Here is a 5,528-nt window from a genome sequence, read left to right on the forward strand (position 1 = left end):
GAGTTGTGTTCGGCGGTGTCCTACTCTCCCACACTGGTTAGGGTGCAGTACCATTGGCGCTGGAGGGCTTAGCTTCCGGGTTCGGAATGGGACCGGGCGTTTCCCCTCCGCTATGGCCGCCGTAACTTTATGAAACCCACACACAACAAGGGTTTTGTTTTTACTGTTGTGTGTTGTTTCAGAAGTGTCATAGTGGATGCGAACTCATTGTAGTGAATGAGTGTTGTTGTAAGTCCTCGGCCGATTAGTACCAGTCACCTGCATACATTGCTGTACTTCCAGTTCTGGCCTATCAACCCCATGGTCTGTGGGGGGCCTTACCCCCTCTGAGGGGGTGAGAAACCTCATCTTGGAACAGGCTTCCCGCTTAGATGCTTTCAGCGGTTATCCCTTCCGAACGTAGCTAACCAGCGGTGCCCTTGGTAGGACAACTGGCACACCAGAGGTTCGTCCGTCCCGGTCCTCTCGTACTAGGGACAGGTTTCCTCAAGTTTCTGACGCGCGCGGCGGATAGAGACCGAACTGTCTCACGACGTTCTAAACCCAGCTCGCGTGCCGCTTTAATGGGCGAACAGCCCAACCCTTGGGACCTACTCCAGCCCCAGGATGCGACGAGCCGACATCGAGGTGCCAAACCATCCCGTCGATATGGACTCTTGGGGAAGATCAGCCTGTTATCCCCGGGGTACCTTTTATCCGTTGAGCGACACCGCTTCCACTTGCCGGTGCCGGATCACTAGTCCCGACTTTCGTCCCTGCTCGACATGTACGTCTCACAGTCAAGCTCCCTTGTGCACTTACACTCAACACCTGATTGCCAACCAGGCTGAGGGAACCTTTGGGCGCCTCCGTTACATTTTGGGAGGCAACCGCCCCAGTTAAACTACCCACCAGGCACTGTCCCTGAACCCGATCAGGGTCCGAGGTTAGAAGTCCAATACGATCAGAGTGGTATTTCAACAACGACTCCATGAACACTGGCGTGCCCACTTCACAGTCTCCCACCTATCCTACACAAACCGAACCGAACACCAATACCAAGCTATAGTGAAGGTCCCGGGGTCTTTTCGTCCTGCCGCGCGTAACGAGCATCTTTACTCGTACTGCAATTTCGCCGAGTCTGTGGTTGAGACAGCAGAGAAGTCGTTACGCCATTCGTGCAGGTCGGAACTTACCCGACAAGGAATTTCGCTACCTTAGGATGGTTATAGTTACCACCGCCGTTTACTGGGGCTTAAATTCTCAGCTTCGCACCCCGAAGGGCACTAACCGGTCCTCTTAACCTTCCAGCACCGGGCAGGCGTCAGTCCGTATACATCGTCTTACGACTTCGCACGGACCTGTGTTTTTAGTAAACAGTCGCTTCTCTCTGGTCTCTGCGACCACACCCAGCTCATGAGGAAAACTCAATCACCAGACATGGTCCCCCTTCTCCCGAAGTTACGGGGGCATTTTGCCGAGTTCCTTAACCACAGTTCTCTCGATCGCCTTAGTATTCTCTACCTGACCACCTGTGTTGGTTTGGGGTACGGGCCGTGTACCAACTCGCTAGAGGCTTTTCTCGGCAGCATAGGATCATGGAATTCGCCTCAACGGCTACGCATCACCTCTCAGACACATGAACGACGGATTTACCTATCGTTCGTCCTACAGGCTTACACCAGTATTACCACTGACTGGCCCCACTACCTTCCTGCGTCACCCCATCGCTTGCCTACTACCAGCCAAGGTCCCATGCAGCCGGCTCACGTCTCCCGAAGGAAATCGATCACCATTTGGATGGTTAGTACAGCTGATTCAGCATGGACGCGGATACACGGGTACGGGAATATCAACCCGTTGTCCATCGACTACGCCTGTCGGCCTCGCCTTAGGTCCCGACTCACCCTGGGCGGATTAGCCTGGCCCAGGAACCCTTGGTCATCCGGCGGCAGAGTTTCTCACTCTGCTTTCGCTACTCATGCCTGCATTCTCACTCCCACACCCTCCACACCTAGCTCACGCCGGTGCTTCCAGGGATGCAGGACGCTCCCCTACCCACCCCACCCACTACCTCCACCCCCGTAAGGGTGAAGGGATGTCATGGTGGAGTGCCGCGGCTTCGGCGGTGTACTTGAGCCCCGCTACATTGTCGGCGCAGGATCACTTGACCAGTGAGCTATTACGCACTCTTTCAAGGGTGGCTGCTTCTAAGCCAACCTCCTGGTTGTCTCTGCGATCCCACATCCTTTTCCACTTAGTACACGCTTAGGGGCCTTAGCCGGCGATCTGGGCTGTTTCCCTCTCGACCACGAACCTTATCGCCCGCAGTCTCACTGCCACACTCTCACTTACCGGCATTCGGAGTTTGGCTGACGTCAGTAACCTGATAGGGCCCATCGGCCATCCAGTAGCTCTACCTCCGGTAAGAAACATGCAACGCTGCACCTAAATGCATTTCGGGGAGAACCAGCTATCACGGAGTTTGATTGGCCTTTCACCCCTACCCACAGCTCATCCCCTCCATTTTCAACTGAAGTGGGTTCGGGCCTCCACGACGTCTTACCGTCGCTTCACCCTGGCCATGGGTAGATCACTCCGCTTCGGGTCTAGACCCGGCGACTCCACGCCCTATTCAGACTCGCTTTCGCTACGGCTACCCCACACGGGTTAACCTTGCCACCGAGCACTAACTCGCAGGCTCATTCTTCAAAAGGCACGCCATCACCCGCAGCCACAAGGACTCACAGGCTTTGACGGATTGTAAGCGTCCGGTTTCAGGTACTATTTCACTCCCCTCCCGGGGTACTTTTCACCTTTCCCTCACGGTACTTGTCCGCTATCGGTCACCAGGAAGTATTCAGGCTTACCGGGTGGTCCCGGCAGATTCACAGCAGATTCCACGAGCCCGCTGCTACTTGGGCATCCATCAAGCAAGACCACATGTTTTCAGCTACCGGACTCTCACCGTCTACGGCAGACCATTCCAGGCCACTTCACCTAACACGCAGTTTTATCACTCACCCCCAGCACGGCAGCACTGAGAAGATGAACCCCACAACCCCACACACACAACCCCTGCCAGGTATCACATGCGCATGGTTTAGCCTCCTCCGCTTTCGCTCGCCACTACTCACGGAATCACAATTGTTTTCTCTTCCTATGGGTACTGAGATGTTTCACTTCCCCACGTTCCCTCCACACCCGCTATACATTCACAGGTGGGTAACACGACATCACTCGTGCTGGGTTTCCCCATTCGGACACCCTCGGATCACAGCTCGTTTGACAACTCCCCGAGGACTATCGCGGCCTACCACGTCCTTCATCGGCTCCTGGTGCCAAGGCATCCACCGAACGCCCTTAAACACTTACAACAACACCTACAAACCACCCCCACACCACCAACCACCCCACAACGAGGACAACCAGCCGGCGAGGATCGAATGTAGACATCACCTACAAAAATCTCGATTTCAACCACAAACACCGAAGTGTTCATGACAAATAAAGATGCTCGCATCCACTATGCACTTCTCAAACAACACACACCCACATGCGGCCACCCCTCCAGCCCCCATCACAGGAACCATCACCAAGACAACCCGCCACCTGGGCAGAGACAACACCATGTGTTCCCTCAGAACCCCGATAGTGTGCTGATGACACGCCGACCTCACGACCGACGACAACCACGCCACAACCGATAACCGGTTGCACCACAGCCTGCCTGATGTTTCACCCTCGAACACACACCCACCGCAACACGAACGGCTGCGTAATGAGTGATGTTGTGTGCTCCTTAGAAAGGAGGTGATCCAGCCGCACCTTCCGGTACGGCTACCTTGTTACGACTTCGTCCCAATCGCCGATCCCACCTTCGACGGCTCCCTCCACAAGGGTTAGGCCACCGGCTTCGGGTGTTACCGACTTTCATGACGTGACGGGCGGTGTGTACAAGGCCCGGGAACGTATTCACCGCAGCGTTGCTGATCTGCGATTACTAGCGACTCCGACTTCACGGGGTCGAGTTGCAGACCCCGATCCGAACTGAGACCGGCTTTAAGGGATTCGCTCCACCTCACGGTATCGCAGCCCTCTGTACCGGCCATTGTAGCATGTGTGAAGCCCTGGACATAAGGGGCATGATGACTTGACGTCATCCCCACCTTCCTCCGAGTTGACCCCGGCAGTCTCCTGCAAGTCCCCGGCATAACCCGCTGGCAATACAGGACAAGGGTTGCGCTCGTTGCGGGACTTAACCCAACATCTCACGACACGAGCTGACGACAGCCATGCACCACCTGTACACCAACCACAAGGGGGGCTATATCTCTATAGCTTTCTGGTGTATGTCAAACCCAGGTAAGGTTCTTCGCGTTGCATCGAATTAATCCACATGCTCCGCCGCTTGTGCGGGCCCCCGTCAATTCCTTTGAGTTTTAGCCTTGCGGCCGTACTCCCCAGGCGGGGTACTTAATGCGTTAGCTACGGCACGGATCCCGTGAAAAGGAACCCACACCTAGTACCCACCGTTTACGGCGTGGACTACCAGGGTATCTAATCCTGTTCGCTACCCACGCTTTCGCTCCTCAGCGTCAGTTACTACCCAGAGACCCGCCTTCGCCACCGGTGTTCCTCCTGATATCTGCGCATTTCACCGCTACACCAGGAATTCCAGTCTCCCCTGTAGTACTCAAGTCTGCCCGTATCGCCTGCACGCCTACAATTGAGTTGCAGAATTTCACAGACGACGCGACAAACCGCCTACGAGCTCTTTACGCCCAGTAATTCCGGACAACGCTCGCACCCTACGTATTACCGCGGCTGCTGGCACGTAGTTGGCCGGTGCTTCTTCTCCAGGTACCGTCACTCACGCTTCGTCCCTGGTGAAAGAGGTTTACAACCCGAAGGCCGTCATCCCTCACGCGGCGTCGCTGCATCAGGCTTCCGCCCATTGTGCAATATTCCCCACTGCTGCCTCCCGTAGGAGTCTGGGCCGTGTCTCAGTCCCAGTGTGGCCGATCACCCTCTCAGGTCGGCTACCCGTCGTCGCCTTGGTAGGCCATTACCCCACCAACAAGCTGATAGGCCGCGGGCCCATCCCCAACCGCAAAAGCTTTCCACCACACCCCATGCGAAATGTGGTCATATCCGGTATTAGACCCAGTTTCCCAGGCTTATCCCAAAGTTGGGGGCAGATCACCCACGTGTTACTCACCCGTTCGCCACTCGAGTACCCCCGAAGGGGCCTTTCCGTTCGACTTGCATGTGTTAAGCACGCCGCCAGCGTTCGTCCTGAGCCAGGATCAAACTCTCCATGAAAATCAATCAAAAACACCAACCCCAAAAGGCCGGCACTTTCAACACAATCTCAGCCAGAGAGACAAAAACCTGACCAAACAAAAACTAGCAACACCCACCCAAAAAGCAGGTGCCACAAAAACAATCCATCTCATATCCACAAAACATGGACACACGATGCCAAACAAATGGCATCAGACAATTCATCAACACACTATCGAGTTCTCAAAGAACACACACCCACC

3 rRNA genes are annotated in these 5,528 nt (G+C 55.3%); all 3 read right to left on the reverse strand.

The annotated features are described in order from the left end of the window. Positions 1 to 7: 7 nt before the first annotated feature. Positions 8 to 124: ribosomal RNA gene (rrf, locus tag IDF66_RS23720) — 5S ribosomal RNA — on the reverse strand. A gap of 100 nt (positions 125 to 224) precedes the next feature. Continuing rightward, a 23S ribosomal RNA gene (locus tag IDF66_RS23725) occupies positions 225 to 3,356 on the reverse strand. A gap of 429 nt (positions 3,357 to 3,785) precedes the next feature. Further along, a 16S ribosomal RNA gene (locus IDF66_RS23730) occupies positions 3,786 to 5,304 on the reverse strand. Together the 16S, 23S and 5S rRNA genes form the textbook arrangement of a ribosomal RNA operon. Positions 5,305 to 5,528 lie beyond the last annotated feature (224 nt).

It is taken from the genome of Gordonia hankookensis (genome assembly GCF_014673215.1).
GTDB lineage: Bacteria > Actinomycetota > Actinomycetes > Mycobacteriales > Mycobacteriaceae > Gordonia > Gordonia hankookensis.